The sequence below is a fragment of the Paenibacillus sp. SZ31 genome (genome assembly GCF_012912005.1).
In the GTDB taxonomy this organism is placed as follows: Bacteria; Bacillota; Bacilli; order Paenibacillales; family Paenibacillaceae; genus Paenibacillus.
Genome location: NZ_JABBEA010000002.1, coordinates 242,457 through 264,184, shown reverse-complemented (window position 1 = coordinate 264,184; position 21,728 = coordinate 242,457). Strand labels below are relative to the sequence as shown.

Genomic DNA, 21,728 nt, shown 5'->3' with positions numbered 1-21,728 from the left:
GGGTTTGTTACTCTCGTGTCAACCGAAAGTCAATCTTTTGTAAAAATGCTTTTGGAAAAGTTATCCTGGCTTGACTCCGCCGCGAATCCCATTTTATAGTGGGAAATGTGTTAGAAGGGAAATTTAAACGTCAAAGGCGGACTTATATGTGAATATAGACGAACGCAAAAATATGATCAGAGTCTGTAAGATGTATTATTATGAATCCTGGACTCAGGAGAAGATTGCTGAGAAGCTTGGTGTATCCAGGCCGGTCATATCCAAGATGCTGCAGCGTGCGAGAGAAGAGGGCATTATTGAAATTGTCATTCATGATGATGATTACGAAACGTCCAAATTGGAGAAAAAACTGGAAGACTTATTTAACCTCAAACAGGTGTTGGTCGTTCCAACGAAGGATCTGAATAAAGAGTTATTGTCGAGTGCAGTAGGCAAGGCAGCCGCGCAATTTGTTCAAAAACTGATCAAAAACGGCGATCGTGTCGGTGTCTCATGGGGCAATACGCTCTATCATATGGTGCGAGAGTTCCCTTTGGAGAAAAAAGAGAACGTCAAAATCATCCCACTGGTTGGTGGAACAGGGAATTCACGAAATGAGATGCACTCTAATCAGATCGCGTATGAGTTATCCAAAAAAATGGGTGTGACTTGCGATACATTGTATGCTCCCGCAGTCGTTGAGACAGAAGAGCTGAGAGAGCAAATTATTGGCATGTCTAATATTTCGGCTGTTCTGAAAGAGGGGGAGAATATCAATCTCGCTCTGGTGGGGATCGGAAACCCGTATTCCATGTCAACGATGGAACGATCAGGTTATCTGAATGAGCAAGTGTTAACTGAATTAGAAGCATTGAATACGGTTGCGGATATTAATTCCGTATTTATCACTCGTGAAGGCACAATCACAGATCATCCCATTAATCATAAAGTCATTGGTCTTGGACTTGAGCAGTTAAAGAAGACAAAAACAGTGGTGGGCATGGCCTTTGGTCTGCATAAAATCGACTGTATTCTGGCTGCTTTACGTGGGGGATATATTAATATGCTCATTACGGATGAAGCGACAGCTACTCAAATCACGAAAATTTGATGTTAGCGGGTTATCATTTCGATTCACTCATGAAGCCAGGAGAACGAAAAGGTTCTCCTGAGCCCATCCATGAAGAAGAACACAACATTTAGCCTGCCTTTAGGGCTTCACTAGATGCTTGTTTTCCGCCTTTTTTACGTATTAAACTAATAATCAATAGCAACAACGGCAACAGGCCAAATAAAAAAATGGACATATTGCCGAGAAAATCACCCAAAGCTAACGTTTCCGCCAGGTTTTTAGGCAAGTAAGCAATGACATACAAGACAGGTAACATCGCGAATTGTATGCTGGTAATATGTTTGAGACGAAACAAATCTCGAATACCAATAGACGCAAAATAGTGCTTAAAGGCATAGGTCGCGAAAATTTGCATCAGCCAAAACACGATAAACAACGATTCATAGCGCTCAAAAAGAAATCCCTCAATTTCAAAACTTCGAACCATGTCGAACGTCGGCCACATCCGCGTCTGAATTCCTGGCAAAGATAAATTTCCTACCACGGTGACAATTGTGATCAAATATATGATCGTACAACTAAGTATGCTATATATAGCGGCTTTATTGCTGGCTTTGACGTCCGCCATATAAGCTGTAATAATTAGCAATACTTCATATCCGGAATAGGAGAGACACGAAGGCTTAAGTCCTTTCAACACAGGCATGAATCCATCGCCAAGGAGCGGTCTGAGATTGTTGAGTTCAAACATTTTAGTGCTTAAAAGGAAAACCAGCGCGAGCAAGACCAGAGTAACGGGCATTACAAGTGCAAAGACTCTGGTGATGACCTTAAGGCCGCCACTTAACATGTAAATGCCAATCCACAAACTAACCATGATGGTTACCCAACTAGGTGTGCGCTCAAGAATATACATGCTTGTAATTTCAGCCATGACTCTGACTTCGAATGCACAAAGAACAATGAAATATACGATAATTACAAGTCCCAACAGATAAGAAATCCATTGACCTGTGATTTCAGGAAGAAACTCGAACACCGTTTTACCGGGAAATCTGCGACACAAAGTAACTAGCATGAGGCTAATTACCGTCACGATCAAGCCAGATAGAATGACGGAGATCCATACATCTGGTGTTCCCACTGCTTTGCTAATCGTCCGAGGGAGTGTTAGAATACCAGCTCCAAGGATTGAATTGATAACCACAACAATAACCTCAGAGGTATTGATCTGGGTTGTGGCTTGCTTCATTGGCTTCACTCCAAACCGGAGAATTTGTTTGTAGTATCGCCCAATTCAGTTGTTTTATGTAAATTATGCTGTACTGATATAAAATAAAGATGTGCAATAAATATTTGAAGATGAGGATGTAGGTTATGCCTAAGAACGATAATATGTTAGCGATTCTGTGGATGCTGAATTCAGGCACCAAAGTAACTGCAAAACAAATGTCCGAAAAGTTAGAAATCAATATAAGAACCGTATATCGATATATTGATGCATTATGTACCAGTGGAGTACCGATCATTTCAGATACTGGCCACAATGGTGGGTATAGCTTGCTGAATCAGCATATCAAAGCACCTCTGTTATTCGATATTGAAGAAAAAAAGGCACTTCTCCAAGCTGCTATGTTTGCAAAAGAAGCTGGATACCCTTTGAGCGAGGCATTGGATAATGCGACATCCAAGTTGAAAATGTATTCGAATGAGGAGCAGGAAAACACACTTCGTCGTCATTTAGCCGGATTTAACGTTATTAATCGCATGGGAGACCCTTCCGTTCAGCCGATCTTGGCGGAATTGGAACAAGCCGTGGCTAACTGTTGCTCTGTCGAAATTGATTATCGTACAAGCCGTGAAGAACAACCCAAGAATAGAGTAGTAGATCCTTATGGAATGGTGTACTGGAATAATAAATGGTATACCATTGCATTTTGCCACCTGAGAAAGGAATTCCGCAGCTTCCGGGCAGATCGTATTCTACGAATCAAGCCTACTTCGCTCCGCTTTGAGCGTTCGGAATCTTTTTCAGCCCGTGAATTTTTTATGCAAAATTTGTTACCCGATGTAGCGGGCAAAGAGGGGTTAATATCTTTAATTATCGAAGGCAGATCAGAGGCACTGGATGACTTGGGGCTGCATTGGTTTATGGGACACTATCTGAAAGAGCGGACTCCCAATCAAGCTATCTTTTTATTTGAGGAAGAATCAATTCATACATATGTCCCTTATTTTCTCCTATCCTACGGGAAATCCATTCAAGTCATCGAACCACAACATGTGAAAGACAGACTGGTTGCTGTGGTATCCGAGTTAATGGAATACTATCAACACTAACAACTTCACTGACACTAGATGTCAGTGAAGTTGTTTTATAATGATGACAATCTCAGATCACTGAGAAGAAAGGCGGAATAGACACATGAGTGAACAGACAGAACACAAGGCGGTATCAGGAAAATATACAAAGAAGGGTACACCTAACGGCGTTACTTCGATTACTCCATTTATAACAGTGAAGGACCCTTCTGAAGCAATAGAGTTCTACAAAGTAGTATTCAATGCAAGGGTGAAGGATATCACTGAGCATCCGGATGGAAAAGGTAATACAATAATTGTTCATGCGGAATTAGATTTTGGAAATGGTTTTTTACAGTTAGGAGCAGCGAACCCCGCATATCAATTGGCTTTACCGCCAGATCAAGAGAATGCATGTTATTCTTTAGGGATTTACGTCATGAATGTGGATGAAACCATTGCAACCGCCGTATTCAGAGGGGCGACAGTAAGAGAAGAGATTATAAACTTTGCCTCGGGTGATCGATTCGGGAGTATATTGGACCCTTTTGGCGTAAGATGGTCTGTTCTAACCCGGATTGAAGATTTGTCGGAAGAAGAAAGTAGTCGGAGGGTTGCTGCGTGGGCCAAAAGTGTTAGCTGATGAATAGTGGAGTTTAGAATAACCCCCTCTAAGGTAGAAGTATTCAAATATACCTTTAGAGGCGGGTGTAAGTCCTATAGGAAACCCTCTAGGTTGGATGAAATTTTTTGAGATATCGAGATTAACAGCTCACGTTCTTGTTCCGAGAGATCTTGTGAAGCAACTTCCTCCATTTTTGTCCAAACGGCAACAGCCTTATCCACGAGTTGTCTGCCATTTTCAGTCAATGTAACTAGCGTAACGCGTCCGTCTTTGGGCGATTTAGAACGAGTAACCAGGCCAGATTCTTCTAAGCGCCGAACGGATTTGGTAATCGTTGAATGATCCAGTCGCATCGTCCGTCCGAGACTCTGCTGTGATTGTCCATCTTGTTCTCCTAATTGCATCAACATAATTTCTTGACCAGTAAATAGACCCACTTCACGCAACAAGTGTGCGGCTAAACCACGATGTGATCTCGCCATGGAAAAAACGGCGAAGTTAATGGGGAATTGCTGGATGACTTGCATTTCCTTTTCTACATTAGATGTTTTAGAGTCTGGTTTGGGTTCTTCTTCAAAGTTGTTCATCATTTTTCACCTTTCCGCTTTAACTTTCTATAAGCTATAAGCGTAGTGAATAATTCAATACTTGTAAAGTAACGGAGTTATAAAATGAAAAAATGCCCCACAACAGCTTCGCCGTAGTAGGGCACCGAATAAATAAGGTCAGGTTGACTTTTATTTCATCGTTGGATAATCAGTATAGCCGCGGCTATCTCCACCATAAAAAGTTTTAGGGTCTGCTTCATTCAACGTTGCTCCTGATTTCAAACGTTCCACTAAGTCAGGATTAGCCAGTGCCAAGGTTCCTACTGACACGATATCCGCCAAGTTATTATTCAAGTCTCTATCCAGTTCTTCTAAAGGACGTCCTGGTCGATTAACAATAAGTACATTGGACCAAGTCGAACGAATATTTTGAAGATTTTCTTCATCCCCACCATGCAGAATATGAAGATAAGCCAAGTTCAGTTTAGCAAGTTCAGAAATCAGATATTCATATACTTTTGGACCGTCTGTGCCTTCAATAATATCCCCTAAAGGAACCCCGGGAGAGAGTCGAATTGCTGTGCGACTTGCTCCAATTTCCTCAGCTACAGCTTTTGCTACCTCGATAGCAAATCTAGCTCGATTTTCAATCGAACCACCATAAGAGTCGGTACGTACATTCGCATTTTCAGAAATAAACTGATGTACAAGATAACCGTTAGCGCCATGAATCTCTACACCGTCAGCGCCTGCCTCTATCGCAGATGCAGCAGCTTTGCGGAAGTCCTGAATCGTTTCCTGAATTTCTTCCAGACTTAACTCACGCGGAGTAGGAATATCTTGCATACCTTTTGCAGTATACATTTGTGCCTTTGGAGTAATTGCGGAAGGGGCAACGGGTTGACGGTGGTGAGGTGTATTCTCTGGGTGAGACATCCGACCTGCATGCATGAGCTGAATGAACAAATACCCTCCGGCCTGATGAACGCGATCAGTGATCTGTTTCCAACCTTTAATATGCTCCTCTGTATAAATACCTGGTGAAGATAAATAACCTTGTCCATCCTCAGACGGTTGAGTTCCTTCACTAATGAGTAGCCCCATCGAAGCACGTTGTTCATAATATTCTGCACTATATGTTCCAGGCGTACCGTCATAAAGGGCACGTGATCTAGTCATTGGGGCAAGAGCCAAGCGATGTGGCAAGTTCAAATTCCCTACGGTTACTGGTGTCCAAGTTGTATTCATACGAAAAACTCCTCTCGATTTTGCAGAAATATGTTTCCGGCAACATAAATTTAACAAACAAATATTTGATTGTCAACACTTAGCGAATATTAGGCAAGAAGGTGAATTGACTTTATCATTGACACTCATATAGCCTAATGTTAGGATATATTCATCCTACAACTAGGATAAATAATAATAGGCTAAAGAGGAGATTGAATTTATGAGTGTTCTATCCATTGTTCTGCAAGTGATATTAGGGTTAGGTTTTCTTATGTTTGGCTTTATGAAGTTTGGGTCCAAGCAGATGGTGGAAGGATTCAAGAACTATGGATATCCTGGAGCGTTCCGAGTATTTACAGGGTTGATCGAAGTCATTGCAGCAGGTTTAGTTATTGCAGGTATATGGAGTGAGGGTTTGGCTGCATTGGGTGGTTTACTCATCGTGGTAACGATGATCGGTGCCATCATTACTCACATTAAAATAAAGGATCAATTAAAACAAATGCTCATGCCGATCATTTTATTAATTCTGGGCTTGGTCGTATTGCTAATCAATTACGGATCTTTGTTTGTGTGAATGGTCCGTTAAACTAAGGGGTGAGTATCATGGGAATCCAAATTATTAAACCCAAAGATCAAGCGAGTGGTCAGTTCGATGGCGGCAAAATAATAGAACAAAAACCAATTGGTTTTTCCGGAGAAGGCTCCATCATTACTCGACTAGGTCCTCTATTCTACTGGGCTTGGGCTCAATCTCAGGAATCTGCTGAAATTGGTTTACACCCGCATAAAGGCTTCGAAATCATCACCTACGTGATCAAAGGCAAGGCATATCATCAGGATACACTGGGTACGGAAAGTGTTGTAGAAGAAGGGGGAACCCAACTAATGCAAACAGGCTCTGGTGTGTACCATGGCGAGGCTTTGAAGGAACCAACAGAGGCCTTCCAGATCTGGTTTGAACCCCATTTAAGTCAGGCGGTTAAACGTACTCCTATTTATTCGCAATTCGATTCTAATCAGTTTTCATTAGTAGATATGGATGGTGTGAAAATCAAAACACTTTTAGGAAACGATTCTCCCATGCAAACTGTGACAGATGCTCAAATGTGGGATGTACTTATTCCTAAAGGAACAGTATATATCCATAGCCTTTCCTTGGGTCGTACATTGGCTAGTTTAGCCATTAGAGGAGACGGAACACTTTTATCAGATACATTTGAAACAACTCATTTCTCACATAAGGATTTTATTATCGTCCAATCAGAGCAAGAGGAGAGAGTAGCCATACAAGCTGTAGATCAAGACCTTAGAATCTTAGTTATTGAAGTTCCTACTGAAGTTGATTATCCTTTATACAGAAAACCAAGATAACTAATACAGTTTTTTGGGAAGGTATCTAATAGGAGGTCCTGTACATGTTTCAAGGAGATGAACAAAGTCAGATCGATTTACGGCTTTTCCGTGTGTGGGTAAAGGCTAGTAAAACTGTTTTTGATGATGTTGTAAAAGATATAGAACGATACGGCATTAGTAATGAGAACTTTATGGTGCTGGAACTCCTCTACAATAAGGGACCACACACGGTCCAAAGTATAAGTGAGAAATTTTCGATCCCTAGCGGGAGCATCACATATGTAGTGGATAAGCTTGAAAAGAAAGAATTAGTCAAGCGAGAACCAAGTCCAACAGACCGTCGATCTTCAATTGTAGTCATTACGGATCAAGGCCAAAATGTATTTAAAGAGATCTTTCCTCAACACGTTGAGGTGATATCCAAGAATCTGTCTTCGATTACCGATGAAGAAAAAATACAGTTAACCGATCTTCTCAAGAAACTCGGACTAGGTGCCAGTAAGATCAACGAATGAATTGAGATGAAACCAATTTTTGGTTTCTAGCCTCCATGGAACTCATATGGAAGGACAGACAAAGATGGAACAATATCGTATTCACCAAGATAAAGGTATGGAGATTGGTCTCTATTCCATTGGAGATCATTTAAGCAATCCACTAACAGGCCATCGCATCTCTGCACAGCAACGTATTAATGAGTTAATTGAAACTGCCCAGCTGGCCGAAGAAGCAGGACTTAATGTATTCGCAGTAGGGGAGAGTCATCAGCCGTTATTTGCAACCCAGGCACATACTGTGATCCTTGGAGCAATTGCTCAAGCAACCAAAACCATTAAAATCGCCAGCTCGGCAACAGTCCTGAGTACATCCGACCCGGTTCGAGTATATGAAGACTTTGCAACGTTGGATCTGATTTCAAATGGACGTGCGGAGATTGTAGCAGGACGTGGCTCACGTCTAGGTGCCTATGAATTATTAGGTTTTGATGTGAGTAATTATGAAGAATTATTTGAAGAGAAATTGGCTTTACTGCTGAAAATTAACGAAGAAGAGCATGTTACATGGCAAGGGGAATTCCGTGCACCACTACATCATGCCGAAATCATCCCTCAACCATTACATGGGAAAATGCCGATATGGCGTGCAGTAGGAGGACCTCCAGCAAGTGCGATTAAAGCAGGTTTAGCAGGTGTACCCATGATGCTAACCACACTTGGTGGACCGTCAAGAGCATTTAAAACTGCTGTGGATGCCTACCGTGAAGCTGCACGAAGCGCAGGCTTTGATCCTGCAGGATTACCCATCTCCACAACGAGTCTCATGTACGTAGCCGAAGATAGCCAAACAGCCTTACGCGAATACTACCCACATATTAATAACGCTACGGTTCAATTAAGAGGTAGTGGTTACCCTGAGCAACAATTCTTGGCTGCTACCGATTATCGAGATGCACTCATGGTGGGCTCTCCTCAACAAATTATTGAAAAAATGTTGTATCAACACGAGATGTATGGTCAACAACGATTCTTAGCCGAGATCGATGCAGGTGGCGTCAGCATGGATCAGATTAAGAAGAATATTGAACTACTAGCAACAATCATTATGCCTGCTGTTAAGAAACATACACAAACATGACGAATAAAGTGATTGCTAACTAATTTATTGTGTGATATTATGATCCAGTAAACGTTTACATGGATAACGAATTGAATATTAGCAGTGTTTGGCTGTTACTGGTAAAGCAGGCATGACCAAAATGATTTTGCATTTTCCTTATGTGAGTAGGGGAAGGCATATCGTTTTGGTCTTTTTTATATCCAAATTCAGAAATGGGGCATAGGCATGGATTATCGCAAGTTGGGACAAGACATAACGGAATTGGTTGGGAAGAAGGAGAATATCGCTCGGCTTACGCACTGTGCAACCCGACTTCGGTTCGAATTGCACGACATCTCCAAAGCGGAGACAGAAAAACTCAAAGCACTTCCAGGCGTCATTACCGTTGTAAACAATGGTGGACAATACCAGGTCGTTGTTGGCAATGAAGTGCAGCAGGTCTATCGAGCTATCACTCAGCAGATGGGTTCAGGCACCCGAAGTGCGGACTCCGGATCAGATACCGGAAAAAATAACGGACCTAAACAGAAACAGAGCTGGATTTCCAGATTCATCAGCGTGATCTCAACGACATTTACTCCGGTAATTCCGGCAATCATTGGCGCAGGTATGATCAAAGCGATATTAGCCGTACTTGTGCTGACAGGCCTCGTAACGACGGAAAGCCAAAACTATTATATCCTTAACACCATTGCGGACGCGGCGTTTTATTTCATGCCCATTCTACTGGCTTATGGAGCATCCATTAAGTTCGAAACAAGTCCAATTCTGGCGATGACGGTTGCGGGTGTGTTGTTACACCCGGGTTGGAGCGCCCTGATGGCGGAAGGAAAAGACGTATTTTTCATCGGTGTCCCAGTTCGACTAACCGATTACGCGGGCTCTGTGCTGCCGATTATTATCGTCGTTTGGCTCATGTCCTATATTGAACGTTTTGCGGATCGGGTATCACCTTCCATGATTAAATTCTTCACGAAACCGATGATTGTGCTATTGATTACAGCACCACTTGCATTGGTGGCGATCGGACCTTTCGGAACGTATCTGAATGATCTGGTTGCGATGGGGGCAGAAGCGATTAATGCCAGAGCCAGTTGGCTGATTCCTTTGTTAATGGGAACTTTGCAACCATTCCTGATCGTGACAGGTACCGCATGGGCCATGACGCCGATTGCAACTAGCCAACTGACCAAAAATGGATATGAAATGATTAACGGTCCGGGAATGCTCGCATCCAATATTGCTCAAGGTGGGGCTACGCTTGCTGTAGCATTGAAAACGAAAAACAAAAAACTGAAGCAGCTCGCTGCTTCATCCGGTTTCACTGCTGTGCTGGGCATCACGGAACCATCCTTGTACGGTGTAACGCTGAAACTGAAGAAACCCTTGATTGCCGCGATGATTGGTGGTGGTGTAGCAGGAATATATGCTGGTCTGACCGGATTAGTACGTTATGCCTTTGTTTCTCCGGGACTTGCCGCATTGCCAGCCTTCATTGGTAGCAATCCGATGAACATTGTTCATGCTATTGTCACTTGTCTGATCGCCTTTATCGTGACCTTTGCTCTGACATGGATCATTGGTTTTGAGGATCCAGTGGATGATGATGAAGAAGGCAATACCAACGTTAACGATGACAAGGCACTTTCCGGGCAGCCTATTCAAGACGTACCGAGTCAAAATGAATTACGCCCACTTACGATCGCCAGCCCGATGCAAGGGGAATTAGTGCATCTGGACCGTGTACCAGACGATGTTTTCTCTTTGGGATTACTGGGTAAGGGCGCTGCAATTATTCCTGCAAAAGGAGAACTGTATGCACCGATCGCAGGTGAAGTTACGGCTTTCATGGACTCCAAACATGCAGTCAAATTAAATGGTTACAATGGAGAAGAGGTACTCATTCATATTGGCGTTGATACCGTCAATCTGAAGGGGAGACATTTTGACTCTTCCATAAAAGTAGGGGATCGGGTACAACAGGGTGACTTGTTGATCAGCTTCGATATCGACGCCATCAAGACTGAAGGTTACGAAGTCATAACCCCGATCATTATCGCCAATTCGGATCGTTTCCCAGACATTAAGCTGGAGAAGCAGAGTTCTGTGGAGGTTGGAGCGACCATTATCCACCTTTCGTAACAACTACTATACGGTCTGTCATATATCTTGATTAATATTAAAATGAAGGAGGGTTTGAGATGTTATATCAACACATCCAACCATTTCCCAATGAATTTCTATGGGGAGGCTCTACCTCGGCCTATCAGGTTGAGGGAGCCTGGAACGAAGATGGCAAAGGCCTGTCCGTAATTGATATGTGTGATCATCCGGCTGGAACCGCCGATTTCACAGTTGCGAGCGATCACTATCACCGATTCAGAGAAGACGTGAAGCTTTTTGCAGAGCTAGGCCTTAAAGCGTATCGTTTTTCCATTGCATGGACTCGAATCTTGCCTTCAGGCACAGGGGAAGTTAATGAAAAAGGACTCGATTTTTATCACCAATTGATTGACGAATTACTGCTCCATGGCATTGAACCCATTGTGACCATGTATCATTTCGACTTACCTTACGCGCTTGAGAAAACCGGAGGATGGAACAACCGGGAGACAATTGATGCCTTTGTCGAGTACGGGCGTATCTTGTTTGAGCAATACGGGCATAAAGTGAAATATTGGTTGACCATAAATGAGCAAAATACGATGATTCTCCATCCAGGTGCTATTGGTACACCAAAAGGCGGACGTTTGCCATCCAATAAGGAACTGTATCAGCAAAATCATCACATGTTTGTAGCTCAAGGCAGAACGATGCGACTATTTCATGATATGTTCCCGCAAGGCAAGATCGGTCCTGCATTGAACATGACTTCCATGTACCAGGCAACCTCCAGACCAGCAGATGCAATCGCTGCACACAACTGGGAAACGATTCGCGGATGGGGTTTTCTCGACTTATCGGTGTGGGGACGGTATAATCCATTATTCTGGAGTTATTTGCAGGAACGTGGTATCGAGCCGGTTATTGAGCAGGGAGACATGGAAGACATCCAGTCGGGACGTCCCGATCTGGTAGCTATCAATTATTACTCAACGGCAACCATTGCCGCCAGTACGGGCGATGCGTCGGATGTTACAGCTCGTGCAGGGGATCAGCAAATTATGCTTGGCGAGCAGGGAGTGTACCGGGCCGCGGAGAATCCTTATACGGAAAAAACGAAATATGGCTGGGTTATTGACCCGGTTGGCCTAAGGCTGACATTGCGTAAGGTATGTGAACGATATGGTCTCCCAATTTTAATTACGGAAAACGGTATAGGAGCTCCGGATGTACTGGAAGCGGATCACACGATTAACGACACGTACCGGATTGATTTTATTGAGAAACACCTGGAGCAGATCAGACTGGCTCTAACGGATGGTGTGGATGTGATCGGTTATTGCCCTTGGTCCGTTATTGACGTGGTAAGCACCCATCAGGGTTATGGGAAACGCTACGGCATGATCTATGTCAACCGCGGTGAACAGGACCTGAAAGACTTGAAGCGCTTGAAAAAGAAAAGCTTCTCGTGGTATCAGGAGGTCATTAAACAGAATGGCAGATGTATCGGAAATTCGGATCAGGCGGTCACGAAAGAATAAAGGATCGTGATGAATGCATGAAAGTAATCAAAATATTGAATAACAGCTTGCTTCTGACGAAAGATGAACAGGGACAAGAAGTGATTGTCATGGGAAAAGGCTTGGCATTCAAAGGCAAAGTCGGCGAGCGACTGGATGAAGAGCACATCCAGAAACGATTCATTTTGCAAAATAATCCGTCTGCCCAGGCTTACGTACGAACCATTGAAAACATGCCGGAATCACATGTGAACGTCATTAACAAGCTCATTTCCAATGCCAAAGAAAAGCTCTCACTTGACGATCAAATCTTCTTTACACTTATGGATCACCTGTCATTTGCCATTGAACGTTGGAAAAAAGGTGTATCATTACAGAATCGTATGTTGTGGGAGATCCAAAGGTTTCATCCGGTCGAATTCGAACTGGGCCTGGAAGCCGTCCACATGTTGAATCAAGAACTTGGCATTGAGCTTACGGAAGAGGAAGCGGGCAATATCGCCTTTCATTTCGTCAATGCTCAAAGCCATGAACAGAATATGGAGCGCACGATGCAATCCGTTAAAATGTTAAAAGATATTTTCAATCTTATTCAATACAGCTTTGACATGCAATTGAATAAAAACTCCATCCATTATGTGAGACTCGTCACACACCTGCAGTTTTTCATCCAGCGTTTACAAGAGGGCCGCTTAGGCAATTCGCCGAAAGATTTCATCTTTCAGCACATGGTGAAGGAGCATCCCCTTGAATACAAATGCGCGGAGATGATTAAAACATACGTGCAAAACATGCTGGATATCTCCATCTCGAACGAGGAATTATTATATTTAATGATTCACATTGCTCGAATTGTGCAGGAGGAGCAAGGTGACGAGGGGCAATTATAGCATTGATGTGTTTGCGAATATAAAATGAAGTAATAGACGAAATGATCATGTAGCTACGACCTTTCTCTGGTACTTCACCGGAGAACGGTCGTTTCGTTTGACTACCCTTTGAAAAATATGTTCATCATTGTGGCTTCACGTCTAACTCAAATGTGTGATCGCGGAGGCATTTTTTCGCTTGATTTTAATCGAATGATCGTTTATTATAGGACCAGTAAACGATACGTTGTCTATGAGGTGGAGGTATACTTGGATATCAAAAGACGACGTTAGAATGCTTTTCAAATAGCGCATCCTTGATTGACTTTAATCAAACGATTATTTAATATCATGTACATGAGACATAAAGATGAGAATAAAAGAGAGCGTATTTTTAACGCAGCAATTCAGTTAATTAATGAATATGGTTTATCGGAAACTTCGATGTCCAAGATCGCCAAAAAGGCTAACGTATCGGCTTCAACGATATACGTTTACTTCGAAAACAAGGAGGACATGCTGAACAAACTGTATCTAAGCATCAAGAAAGACATGAGTCTGGCCGTATTCCATAATTATGATGCGTCGATCTCGATCCAATCTGCTTTTGAAGATGCCTTGAGGAAATTTTCGGACTTTATTTTGAGCCATAAAGATGAATTTTTATTTGTCGAGCAATTCTCCAATTCACCACTTCTTCATAAATTGTCCCTGATTGAAGGAGCCAATTTATTCGAACCTTTATTTAATTTATATGAGAAGGGTAAAAGCGAACAGGTCTTCAAGCAAGTGGACACGAATCTGCTTCATATGTTTACGTTCAATCCAACCATGCAATACGTTAAAGAGGTTTTTGGCGGCAGGATCCAGTTGGAGCAAGCTCGTTTGAACGAATTAGTGCAGATGACCTGGGATGCGATTAAAGCGTAATTAAGTTCTGTGTTAGAGGGAATTACATTCACCATGGAAATCCCTCTGTTTTATAGCCATATATTAATCGAACGATCGTTTATTTATGAGAATGAATAGATCTATTTACACTTACTACTATTAGAAAGAGGTTATGTAATGAACGCACAATATAACAACATGTTTGAATCTTTCACACTCAACAACGGAGTAATGCTGCGGAATCGAATCGTTATGGCGCCTATGACCACTTGGTCCAGTAATGATGATTATACCGTTTCAGATGAGGAAGAAAACTATTATAAAAAAAGAGTAAGTGGTGTGGGGCTGGTTATTACAGGATGCACACATGTCCAACCTAACGGGATCGGATTTACGAATGAGTTCGCCGGTTACGATGATACGTTCATTCCGAGCTTGCGTAAATTGGCAGAGGCTGCGAAGAGTGGAGGAGCTACTGCAGTACTTCAAATTTTTCATGCAGGTAACAAGGCACTTCCGAATTTAACTCCCAATGGAGAAGTGGTGAGTTCCAGCGCTGTACAGACGGAAGCCACTGGATTTGCCCCTTCCGTTCTACCAAGAGAACTTTCTCATGATGAAATACTGGACGTGATACATGCGTTCGGACAAACGACTAGACGTGCGATTGAAGCTGGATTTGATGGGGTTGAAATTCATGGTGCTCATGGATTCCTGCTGCAAAACTTCTTTTCTCCATTCTTCAACAGACGAGAGGATCAATGGGGCGGCTCGATAGAGAATCGCTTGCGCTTCCCACTGGCTGTCATTGATGAGATGAAACGTGTCATTCAAAAATATGCTTCCAAGCCATTCATTCTCGGTTACCGCATTTCTCCTGACGAACATCAGGAAGGTGGTCTAAGAATGAAGGATACGTATGTGCTGATTGATCGCCTGATTGAAGTGGGTGTTAATTATATCCATGCTTCATTGGGGGATGTCTTTACATCTAAGCCGACTGACACTCAAGATGACAAAACACACCTGGAATTAATTACTGAACATGTGAGTGGTCGAGTAACTCTACTGGCTGCAGGTTCGATGGTAACTCCGGATGATGTTAATAAAGCTATGAATCAGGGCATATCCTTGGCAGCGATTGGCCAAACGTTAATCATGAATCCGGACTGGGTTGAGAAAGTTCAAGGTGGACGTGAGTCTGAGATACAAACTACGATCAAGGCTTCGAAGGTAAATGAGCTTGAGCTACCTGAAAAACTGTGGAGTTTCATCCATGCTTCTGGTCCATGGTTCAATATCGAGGAATAGTATTCACCATCAGACGGTGGATGTAATCATTTAGAAGTCGAATATTACGAGAGCGATGTAGTACGAGTGGTTAGCACTGCGAGTGGGTTTGTATTGTTAACTTGTTAGTAGCGGCCGATTTTTTTATTCAGGATCAAAAAAAGCTTTAGAAAGATGGGTTTCCTCAAATTGAAGGAAACCCATTTCGCACAATATGTGATTTCGAATGATATAGAAGAGTATGAGTTCAATTAATGCAGATATTTCTTGCGGAACTGGAGAGGAGATATTCCAACACTTCGCTTGAAGCAGGTAGAAAAGTAAGGGGAATATTGAAAACCCACTTCAGCAGCTATACGATCAATCGACCATTCCGTGGAGACTAGAAGCTGCTTGGCCCGCTCAATCCTGAATTGTAGTAAGTAATGAACAGGTGTGACACCATATTTTATTTTCATACAGCGAACGATGTAGCTAGGGTGGAAGTGTAGTGCCGATGAAAGTGTTTCATTGGTGATCTCTTCTTGGTAGTGTTGCTGGATGAAAACAGCTACTTTCTCGGCAAGCCGCGAAGCAGGTGTTTTGGCCATATCGGGGATGCCATTTTCGAGTATAGCCAGAAAGCGGAACAGGAGTTGCTGCTTCTCCCAGAAGGAATCACCTACCGGCAGTTCCAAAAGCTGTTGCATTAGATCAAATGCGAGCTGGGGACTTAGTAGCGTGGATTTCTTAGGTATTCGTATTGATTTTGGCTTATCGAATGGCGATAACGGAAGTACCGCTTCCGATTCTTCTATTAAGGGACTCTGATGCCAGTTCCCATGCTCAAAATGAACCCAGTAAAACGTTGTTTCCTGTTCGCAAGGCTTGAATGAGTAATGCTCACCTTCAGGCAGTAATACCAGTGCATCACCTATGCCAAGTGTCCATTCCGTCCCGTTCTCACCGATATGTAGTTCCCCATCAACCACGAGCAATACATCAAATAGGCCGAAATTTCTTCGATTAGGATGACGGTCGCCTACTCGGAACGTTGAACGACCAGATTCCCAGTAATATGGAAGAGGTGGGGTTTGTAACGCAACAATTAATTCTTCATTCAATGAATTAACCTCATTTTTTAGTGTCATTTTGTATAGAAAAAAGCTCATTCCATTCCTATTCTCACTTTAAGAAAAAACATATACTCGACTTTGGAAAGAGTCAAATTTTATACTTTTGAGGTGTGCTTAATGGGACAAAACCAGATCCAAATTCAAGACCAATTTTGGAACGCGTATACCAATCTTGTACGAGAAACGGTTATTCCCTATCAATGGGAAGCTCTGAACGATAGGGTAGAGGACGCTGAGCCTAGTCATGCTATTAGAAATTTCCGTATTGCTGCTGGCTTGGAGCAAGGAGAGTTTGGCGGATGGGTATTTCAGGACAGTGATCTCTACAAGTGGTTGGAGGCCGTTGCTTATTCGCTCCGTCATCATCCAGATCAGAGGTTAGAGCAGATCGCCGATGAATCTATCGAATTGATCGGCCAAGCCCAACATGACGATGGTTATCTGAATACCTACTTCACGATCCAAGAACCTGGAAAGCAATGGACCAATCTTTACGAAGCTCATGAGCTGTATTGTGCAGGCCATTTAATTGAAGCAGCGGTTGCTTATTATCAGGCGACAGGCAAGCGGAAATTGCTAGACATCTCTTGCCGATTCGCTGATCTGATTGATCGTATGTTTGGAACCAATCCGGGACAAATAAGGGCTTACTGCGGTCATCAGGAGATTGAATTGGCTCTGGTTAAGCTACACGGGATTACGGGAGAAGAGCGTTATTTGAATCTAAGCCGATACTTCATAGATGAACGGGGTAAGCAGCCCAACTATTTTATCGAGGAATGGGAAAGCGGAAGACGAACAAACATCTGGTCCCAGGGAACGCCTAATCTTGAGGTCTATCAATCTCATCTTCCTGTTCGTGAGCAGAAGGTAGCTGTTGGGCACTCCGTTCGGGCAGTTTACATGTACACGGCGATGGCTGATCTTGCGCGACTAACAGGTGACGAAGAGCTGAAGGAGGCCTCTGAAAGACTCTGGTCGAACACAACAGGCAAACAAATGTATATCACCGGGGGCATTGGTTCGACACATCTCGGAGAAGCCTTTACGTTTGACTACGATCTTCCGAATGATTCCGTTTACGCCGAGACCTGCGCCTCGATTGGCTTGATTTTCTGGGCACGTCGCATGCTTCAATTGGAAGTTAAGAGCGAATATGCGGATGTGTTGGAGAGAGCGCTGTACAACAATGTGCTGGGCAGCATGTCTATGGATGGGAAACACTTCTTCTATGTCAATCCACTTGAGGTATGGCCAGAAGCAAGTCTCAAAAATCCAGATAAACATCACGTAAAGCCCGTCCGACAGAAATGGTTTGGCTGCTCCTGTTGTCCTCCCAATGTCGCACGGTTGCTAGGTTCGTTAGACAATTACATTTACGACGTGTCTGAGGATGGCAGAACGATCTATACCCATTTGTATATTGGAAGTAAAGCCTCGTTCGAGCTTGCCGACACTACAATAATATTGCATCAACGCTCTGAGTTGCCTTGGAACGGTCGCGTTGAATTCTCGGTTCAGCTTCCCAAAGACAGCGAATGTGCCGAGTTCGAGCTTGCGCTGCGTATACCAGATTGGTTTCAGGACGGAGAACCAACGTTGAAAGTAAATGGTGAACGACAAGATGTGCATGTTGAGAATGGTTACACGAAAATAAATCGCAGCTGGTCAGATGGTAATACAGTGGAGTGGCTGCTCCGGATCGAGCCGAAGTTAGTTGCTGCGCACCCTTTAATTCGGGCAGATGCAGGCAAGGTGGCGATACAACGCGGCCCGCTCGTTTATTGCGTAGAAGAAGCAGACAACGGAGCACCGCTCACTTCGCTCGCGTTGGCTGCGGAGCCACAATTAACGGCGTATGCTGATCCAGATTTGCTAGGTGGTTGTGTCGTGGTAGAAGGGGACGGTCTCGTGACTGACGACAGCGATTTATGGTCAGATGAGAAGCCGTACCGTTCTTATATTAAGCAGACAAAGGCTGTACGTTTTAAGGCCATTCCCTATTATCTGTGGGGCAATCGCCTGGCTGGTGAAATGAGCGTGTGGCTACGCTATTCTTAGCGTTCTCTGCGCAAACGAGTAAAATAGAAAAAACGAAGGCGGGGGATCCACCTTCGTTTTTTCTATTTTCATGACACTGCCTAAAGATTAACCGTTCTTCTGCGCTGCCAGAAACTGTTTGATACTTATTGGATTTTGACCTGTGAGTTCTTTGAAATCCTCGGTTACCAGCTCATATTCACCTTTAGCTGAAGCCGCATCAAAAGAAGCAAGAGCTTCCGCCATAGGCTTCGGCATGTGAAAGGATTCATAAATTCCAACGAGTTGAGGAATCTCTAACGGTACGTACGATACGGGGTTGCCTACAGCTTCACTCAAAATACGGGCAATGTCCTGACCCGAAACAGCTTCCAAGCCGGTTAGATTCAGTGTTTTATTATCATTGTTAGATGATGATAAAGCCACAGCCGCAGCGATGGCACAATCTTGACGAGCGATATAAGTGATCTTGCCTTCACCAATAGCAGATGCGTACATTCCTCTTTCAGCCGCTTGTCCCAAGGCTTGAAGAAGGTTCTCGGCGTACAGATTGTTACGAAGAATAGTGTACGTTAATCCGCTATCTTTAATGGCTTGCTCCGTAAAGTAATGGTCTGAAGCGGTAACGTTAGCTGTTCCCGGCTCATTATTAAAGAAGGAGGTATACACAATATGGTTTACTCCAGCTTTAACGGCAGCACGCACGGCTTGGGTTTGTTGATTGAGCCGAATGTCCGGAATGCCGATCGCATCTGTGCTGATCAGAAGCAGGCGTTGTGCACCGGCAAAAGCTTCATCGAGTGATTCCGGCTGATCAAAATCAGCATGACGTACGATGACTCCACGCTCAGCCAAATCCGCAAGTTTCTCAGGATGGCGAGTAGTCGCTATAATCGAACCGTTGTAATTTTCCAGCAACCAATCCACGACCAACCGACCGACATTACCGCTAGCACCTGTAACCAAAACATTATTTTCTTTCAATGTACTCATTTTTATTTTCCTCCTGTAAATGTCATTTTCCATCCATATTAATAGCGCTTTAACATGAGTTCTATTTCTTCTTTCACCCGGGTTTTGAAGGACTCCGGTTCGATAATGACGACCTCTGAACCCCAACCGAGTATCCATTGCAGTAATTCTTCCATCTCCCGAACGCGAAAAGTCACATCATACCCCTCATCATGAAGATGAGCCTCCACCATGTAATACAAGTTGGATTCTTTCACTTTGTCCGCGATGTTTGTATCAAAACGCGCTCGAATCCGAACCGTTCGGTCATCCTTCGGCTGATATTCGTGAAGTCTGAAGTCTTCCGGGACCTCATAGTACTCATCCATAATGGAGAGATCGCTCATTCTGGAAATGCGAAAATGACGGATGTCTTGACGCAAGTCACATTGGGCAATTAGAATCCACCCGCCATCAACGAGTACCAAACCCAAAGGAGCTGCGCTTCGGCTCGTTTCTCGGTTGTTTGTGGCATCTTTATAACGTTTATGATGGGTGAACCTGATTTTTTTTCGGGTAAGCATTGCTTCTCTCAGCGTTTCGATATGAGCCTTTTCTCTGGCGCCGATGTCGGGCTCTTCTTTATAAAACAAACGAATGCTTTCACGTACTCGATCCGCATCTGTGCGTATGGATTTAGGCAACATGGCCTCAATTTTAGCACGTGAGGATCTGGCACTATGACTGTAGCGCTCATCAAAACGTTGTTCAATGAACTCCGTACCCATGAGAAGTGTCAAGGCTTCTTCTGATGTAAAACTGATGGGAGGAAGGAAGTAGCCCTCCATTAAAGAATAGCCGATGCCAGGCAATCCAATGACTGGAACACCGGCTTCATTAAGTGTCTGGATATCTCGATAGATCGTACGAATACTTGTCTCAAACCGTTCTGCGAGTTCTTCCGCTTTTACCATCTTCCGATGCTGCAACTCCAGCACAATGCCCAGTTGTCGACTTGTTTTCTGCATAGGAGTTCCTCCATTGTAACGGCATAGCCCAATGATTTTTCCGAAAGGTGAACTGATGATTACGATTTTCTTGAGATGATCTCACCGTTCAAAAATTGTGCGGTAATGTTATAATATCCAGTTAAGCTAACCTCTGTGGGCGTGATTTTAAAATCAGTTTGCCAGATTTCAACGCCACGTTGTACCGAATCTTGAACCGACTGCATAATGTAGTTGCTATGTTTACCAGCCATGCCTACCTTGAAACCTGAATTTTGATATATTAAACAAACTAACAGAATCGCTCGAGCATTTTCGGTCAAGCTTCCGCTTAACTCTCCAATATGTTTGATGAAGCGCTCGAACGAATTAAATTCGCTCGATTTTTTGAGTTCAACATGCTCCTTCATCTCAACTTGCAACTGGGTGAGTGGAGTCTTGACCTCAATGTACGTATTATCTACAAGAAAATCCAATTTGGAATTGCCCAGTTTTTTTTCGCGCAGGACCGTTTCACCGTTGCTCACCATATTAAGCAGTTGACCATTCTTGAGAAAGTGCTCTACATACCGATTCGCTGCATTCTGATTAATGCCAATCCATGATTTATGTTCCTCAGCAGGCAAGTCAAGTGAAATAGCTTCAATGGTAAATTGAGTTTTTCGTTTGACATCATCACTTTTGGAAACAAGGCAGGCAATATCACGAAACACAATATCGCCAATGCTTCCCGTAGCAGGACAATGAGAGTCATGTAAAATGCCTTCCATTTCTACAATCATGATAAATCGATTTTTACGTTTACGAATGATGCCCTCCAGCAGAGGTTTTTCAAATATGAATGGATCATGTACAGTTTCCAACAAAAAACAGCTCCCATATGATTAATATTGTAAATGTAATATTTCCTTGGCTTTAACATTTAACAACACTATACAACACGCCTCCTGACAACAGCATGGCAGTAGCGATTCACTCGCAGTTATCACAAATTAATCCAGGACGGAGTAGGAGGGAGGATATTAAGCCAGATTAATCGTCTGCCCCGGTGCGAGAGATCGAAGAGCTACATAACCAATAGCTTCGGCCTCAGAGTCCATTTTCAAGTTGCCTTCAGTCAAGAGATTCTCGTATGCAACATCTTGGGAAAGGTCATGAATGCATGAATTGTAGAATATTGGTCATTCTACTTGAAAACAGTATGTGAAGTAAGG

The 21,728-nt window shown here is 43.3% G+C and carries 20 protein-coding genes; 13 read left to right on the top strand and 7 right to left on the bottom strand.

Annotated features, from left to right (window positions below; translation table 11 throughout):
- Window positions 1–148 precede the first annotated feature (148 nt).
- A complete protein-coding gene (locus HF638_RS05860) occupies window positions 149–1,090 on the top strand; it encodes a sugar-binding transcriptional regulator (protein WP_340398273.1) in 942 nt (313 codons plus the stop codon).
- Window positions 1,091–1,178: 88 nt separating this feature from the next.
- Here HF638_RS05860 and HF638_RS05855 read toward each other — a convergent pair whose 3' ends face one another.
- A complete protein-coding gene (locus HF638_RS05855) occupies window positions 1,179–2,303 on the bottom strand; it encodes a GerAB/ArcD/ProY family transporter (RefSeq protein WP_169479350.1) in 1,125 nt (374 codons plus the stop codon).
- 125 nt (window positions 2,304–2,428) lie between these two features.
- Between HF638_RS05855 and HF638_RS05850 the strand changes: the two genes are divergently transcribed.
- Both HF638_RS05850 and HF638_RS05845 read left to right on the top strand, forming a co-directional pair.
- Window positions 2,429–3,391 carry a helix-turn-helix transcriptional regulator gene (locus tag HF638_RS05850; protein WP_169479349.1) on the top strand — a complete coding sequence of 321 codons (963 nt, stop codon included), beginning with the start codon at window positions 2,429–2,431 and terminating at the stop codon, window positions 3,389–3,391.
- 85 nt (window positions 3,392–3,476) lie between these two features.
- Window positions 3,477–3,995 (top strand): VOC family protein, encoded by a 519-nt coding sequence (locus HF638_RS05845; protein ID WP_169479348.1) that lies wholly within the window; start codon window positions 3,477–3,479, stop codon window positions 3,993–3,995.
- 74 nt (window positions 3,996–4,069) lie between these two features.
- On the opposite strand, the gene HF638_RS05840 is transcribed toward HF638_RS05845, so the two are convergent.
- Together HF638_RS05840 and HF638_RS05835 are read right to left on the bottom strand one after the other, a co-directional pair.
- The gene (locus tag HF638_RS05840) at window positions 4,070–4,564 is read right to left on the bottom strand and encodes a MarR family winged helix-turn-helix transcriptional regulator (RefSeq protein WP_248278047.1); all 495 of its coding nucleotides are present in this window, start codon (window positions 4,562–4,564) and stop codon (window positions 4,070–4,072) included.
- Window positions 4,565–4,714: 150 nt separating this feature from the next.
- On the bottom strand, window positions 4,715–5,773 hold the full coding sequence (locus HF638_RS05835) for an alkene reductase (RefSeq protein ID WP_169479347.1): 1,059 nt from the start codon (window positions 5,771–5,773) through the stop codon (window positions 4,715–4,717).
- A 202-nt stretch (window positions 5,774–5,975) separates the two neighbouring features.
- Between HF638_RS05835 and HF638_RS05830 the strand changes: the two genes are divergently transcribed.
- The 9 genes from HF638_RS05830 (at window position 5,976) to HF638_RS05790 (ending at window position 15,422) form a co-directional block, all read left to right on the top strand.
- Entirely contained in the window at window positions 5,976–6,332 is a 357-nt protein-coding gene (locus tag HF638_RS05830) for a DoxX family protein (RefSeq protein WP_169479346.1), read from the top strand.
- Window positions 6,333–6,361: 29 nt separating this feature from the next.
- On the top strand, window positions 6,362–7,129 hold the full coding sequence (locus HF638_RS05825; RefSeq protein ID WP_169479345.1) for a pirin family protein: 768 nt from the start codon (window positions 6,362–6,364) through the stop codon (window positions 7,127–7,129).
- A gap of 44 nt (window positions 7,130–7,173) precedes the next feature.
- The gene (locus tag HF638_RS05820; RefSeq protein ID WP_169479344.1) at window positions 7,174–7,626 is read left to right on the top strand and encodes a MarR family winged helix-turn-helix transcriptional regulator; all 453 of its coding nucleotides are present in this window, start codon (window positions 7,174–7,176) and stop codon (window positions 7,624–7,626) included.
- A 64-nt stretch (window positions 7,627–7,690) separates the two neighbouring features.
- Complete coding sequence (locus HF638_RS05815; protein ID WP_169479343.1) at window positions 7,691–8,746, top strand: LLM class flavin-dependent oxidoreductase; 1,056 nt, start codon at window positions 7,691–7,693, stop codon at window positions 8,744–8,746.
- A gap of 207 nt (window positions 8,747–8,953) precedes the next feature.
- Window positions 8,954–10,870: a beta-glucoside-specific PTS transporter subunit IIABC gene (locus HF638_RS05810; protein WP_169479342.1), complete on the top strand. Its 1,917-nt coding sequence runs from the start codon at window positions 8,954–8,956 to the stop codon at window positions 10,868–10,870.
- Window positions 10,871–10,929: 59 nt separating this feature from the next.
- Window positions 10,930–12,372, top strand: a complete 1,443-nt coding sequence (locus HF638_RS05805) for a glycoside hydrolase family 1 protein (RefSeq protein ID WP_169479341.1) — start codon at window positions 10,930–10,932, stop codon at window positions 12,370–12,372.
- A 17-nt stretch (window positions 12,373–12,389) separates the two neighbouring features.
- Window positions 12,390–13,241, top strand: coding sequence for a BglG family transcription antiterminator LicT (licT, locus tag HF638_RS05800; RefSeq protein WP_169479340.1), 852 nt, complete (start codon window positions 12,390–12,392; stop codon window positions 13,239–13,241).
- A 330-nt stretch (window positions 13,242–13,571) separates the two neighbouring features.
- Window positions 13,572–14,150, top strand: a complete 579-nt coding sequence (locus HF638_RS05795; protein WP_248278046.1) for a TetR/AcrR family transcriptional regulator — start codon at window positions 13,572–13,574, stop codon at window positions 14,148–14,150.
- Between the two features lie 138 nt (window positions 14,151–14,288).
- Entirely contained in the window at window positions 14,289–15,422 is a 1,134-nt protein-coding gene (locus HF638_RS05790; RefSeq protein ID WP_169479339.1) for an NADH-dependent flavin oxidoreductase, read from the top strand.
- Between the two features lie 230 nt (window positions 15,423–15,652).
- Here the strand turns inward: HF638_RS05790 and HF638_RS05785 are convergent, their stop codons facing one another.
- Complete coding sequence (locus tag HF638_RS05785; protein WP_248278045.1) at window positions 15,653–16,504, bottom strand: helix-turn-helix domain-containing protein; 852 nt, start codon at window positions 16,502–16,504, stop codon at window positions 15,653–15,655.
- A 129-nt stretch (window positions 16,505–16,633) separates the two neighbouring features.
- Here HF638_RS05785 and HF638_RS05780 point away from each other — a divergent pair, with 129 nt between their 5' ends.
- A complete protein-coding gene (locus tag HF638_RS05780; RefSeq protein WP_169479338.1) occupies window positions 16,634–18,577 on the top strand; it encodes a glycoside hydrolase family 127 protein in 1,944 nt (647 codons plus the stop codon).
- An 87-nt stretch (window positions 18,578–18,664) separates the two neighbouring features.
- Here HF638_RS05780 and HF638_RS05775 read toward each other — a convergent pair whose 3' ends face one another.
- The 3 genes from HF638_RS05775 to HF638_RS05765 are packed head-to-tail and all read right to left on the bottom strand — an operon-like array spanning window position 18,665 to window position 21,377.
- Window positions 18,665–19,549: an SDR family oxidoreductase gene (locus HF638_RS05775; protein WP_169479337.1), complete on the bottom strand. Its 885-nt coding sequence runs from the start codon at window positions 19,547–19,549 to the stop codon at window positions 18,665–18,667.
- A gap of 38 nt (window positions 19,550–19,587) precedes the next feature.
- Window positions 19,588–20,535: a helix-turn-helix transcriptional regulator gene (locus tag HF638_RS05770; RefSeq protein WP_169479336.1), complete on the bottom strand. Its 948-nt coding sequence runs from the start codon at window positions 20,533–20,535 to the stop codon at window positions 19,588–19,590.
- 59 nt (window positions 20,536–20,594) lie between these two features.
- A complete protein-coding gene (locus HF638_RS05765; RefSeq protein WP_248278044.1) occupies window positions 20,595–21,377 on the bottom strand; it encodes a DNA/RNA nuclease SfsA in 783 nt (260 codons plus the stop codon).
- Between the last annotated feature and the right edge of the window lie 351 nt (window positions 21,378–21,728).

Excerpts from the sequence above, each read along its gene's own strand:
- HF638_RS05830 (WP_169479346.1), top strand. The coding sequence starts at position 5,976 with ATGAGTGTTCTATCCATTGTTCTGCAAGTGATATTAGGGTTAGGTTTT.
- HF638_RS05855 (WP_169479350.1), bottom strand. The coding sequence starts at position 2,303 with ATGAAGCAAGCCACAACCCAGATCAATACCTCTGAGGTTATTGTTGTG.
- HF638_RS05840 (WP_248278047.1), bottom strand. The coding sequence starts at position 4,564 with ATGAACAACTTTGAAGAAGAACCCAAACCAGACTCTAAAACATCTAAT.
- HF638_RS05790 (WP_169479339.1), top strand. The coding sequence starts at position 14,289 with ATGAACGCACAATATAACAACATGTTTGAATCTTTCACACTCAACAAC.
- HF638_RS05820 (WP_169479344.1), top strand. The coding sequence starts at position 7,174 with ATGTTTCAAGGAGATGAACAAAGTCAGATCGATTTACGGCTTTTCCGT.
- HF638_RS05780 (WP_169479338.1), top strand. The coding sequence starts at position 16,634 with ATGGGACAAAACCAGATCCAAATTCAAGACCAATTTTGGAACGCGTAT.
- HF638_RS05845 (WP_169479348.1), top strand. The coding sequence starts at position 3,477 with ATGAGTGAACAGACAGAACACAAGGCGGTATCAGGAAAATATACAAAG.
- HF638_RS05775 (WP_169479337.1), bottom strand. The coding sequence starts at position 19,549 with ATGAGTACATTGAAAGAAAATAATGTTTTGGTTACAGGTGCTAGCGGT.
- HF638_RS05815 (WP_169479343.1), top strand. The coding sequence starts at position 7,691 with ATGGAACAATATCGTATTCACCAAGATAAAGGTATGGAGATTGGTCTC.
- HF638_RS05805 (WP_169479341.1), top strand. The coding sequence starts at position 10,930 with ATGTTATATCAACACATCCAACCATTTCCCAATGAATTTCTATGGGGA.
- licT (WP_169479340.1), top strand. The coding sequence starts at position 12,390 with ATGAAAGTAATCAAAATATTGAATAACAGCTTGCTTCTGACGAAAGAT.
- HF638_RS05835 (WP_169479347.1), bottom strand. The coding sequence starts at position 5,773 with ATGAATACAACTTGGACACCAGTAACCGTAGGGAATTTGAACTTGCCA.
- HF638_RS05770 (WP_169479336.1), bottom strand. The coding sequence starts at position 20,535 with ATGCAGAAAACAAGTCGACAACTGGGCATTGTGCTGGAGTTGCAGCAT.
- HF638_RS05825 (WP_169479345.1), top strand. The coding sequence starts at position 6,362 with ATGGGAATCCAAATTATTAAACCCAAAGATCAAGCGAGTGGTCAGTTC.
- HF638_RS05850 (WP_169479349.1), top strand. The coding sequence starts at position 2,429 with ATGCCTAAGAACGATAATATGTTAGCGATTCTGTGGATGCTGAATTCA.
- HF638_RS05795 (WP_248278046.1), top strand. The coding sequence starts at position 13,572 with ATGTACATGAGACATAAAGATGAGAATAAAAGAGAGCGTATTTTTAAC.
- HF638_RS05810 (WP_169479342.1), top strand. The coding sequence starts at position 8,954 with ATGGATTATCGCAAGTTGGGACAAGACATAACGGAATTGGTTGGGAAG.